Origin of the sequence: Arenimonas sp. (assembly GCF_019459675.1) — a bacterium.
Lineage (GTDB): Bacteria > Pseudomonadota > Gammaproteobacteria > Xanthomonadales > Xanthomonadaceae > Arenimonas.
Genome location: NZ_JAIBFH010000444.1, coordinates 1 through 1,224 on the forward strand (window position 1 = coordinate 1; position 1,224 = coordinate 1,224).

A 1,224-nucleotide genomic window follows, 5' to 3' on the forward strand; every position below is an offset into this window, starting at 1 on the left:
GGCCCCCCGGCGCCCCCCCTGCGCGGCGGGGCGCCAGGCGCTGTGGAAACCGATGCGGCGGGCGGCATCGGCCGGCGCTTCGCGCGCATCCACCACCGCGCCAAACGCCTGCGGCGCGAACGGCTGCAGCGGGTGGCGCAGCAGCAGGCGCGCGGCGGCATCGGCCGGATCGGTGAAATAGCGCGCCGCCACGTCCATCAACTCCGACACCACCACCGACGGTGGTTTGGAATCGCCGCTGCGTGGGTCGTTGCCCAGGAAGCTGAGGTAGAACACCTGCCCGGCCGACGCCAGCAGCTGCAGGAACAGGAAGCGGTCGTCTTCGCGCACCGAGCGATCGCCCACCTGCCGCCGCGGCGTGCCGAGCGCGGCCGTGAGGCGGTTGAGCGCGCCGCCGGCGTCGCGGCGCGGGTAGTCGCCGTCGTTCATGCCCAGCAGGCAGATGACCTTGAACGGAATCAGCCGCATCGGCACCATGCGCCCGAACGTGACGCCGCCGCTGAGGAAGGGCTGGCGGTCGTCGTTTTCGCCCAGCCGCGCCTGCAGCCAGGCGCGCACCACCGACGACGGCATCGGTGCGTCGAGCCCGGCTGCCACCAGCTGTTCGGACAGCGCACCGACGTGCGCACGCAGGGCTTCGATGGCGCGCGCGTCGGCCGGATCCTGCGGGCGGTCGGACAGCAGGTCGTCCAGCACGGCGGCCAGCACGCGCGGCCAGTGCAGCGGCGCGCGCGGTGACGCCAGTTCGCGCGCCAGCCGTTCCAGCGCGCGCAGCCCGGCCAGCAGGCTGTCCAGCCCCACCAGGTCGCCGGCTTCGAAGCGCGGAAGCGGCGCCACGCCGGCGATGTCGGCGTCGTCGGCGCTGGCGTGGCCCAGCAGCAGGCGATCGATCGCCCATTGCCAGGTGTAGGCGCTTTCGTCCGGCGCACCGCTGGCGACGCGGTGCGCGGCGTCGCGGCCCCAGCGCGCGCCGGCGTCAGCCAGCGCTTCGCCAAGCCGGTCGATCAGCGCGGGCCTCAGGCCCAGGCGCTGCGCCCCCGGCGCCGGCGCCAGCAGCGCCCCGCCTGCGGCCCGGGTGAAGCCCCCGCCCGGCCGCCCCCGCCGCCCCCGGGACCCCGGCGGCCACCCCAGCGCCCACGACGCCGACATCGCCGGCGTGGCGCCGCTTCCGCGCTTCGAAGCCGGCGACCTGGTGGGGCTGGACAGCCTGCTGGCCGGGCTGCG

At 76.1% G+C, this 1,224-nt stretch carries 1 pseudogene; it reads right to left on the reverse strand.

Features of this window, described 5'->3' with window-relative positions:
• Nucleotides 1–1,149, reverse strand: a pseudogene (locus tag K0M70_RS14720) (exodeoxyribonuclease V subunit gamma); the annotation flags it as partial.
• Nucleotides 1,150–1,224: the final 75 nt, after the last annotated feature.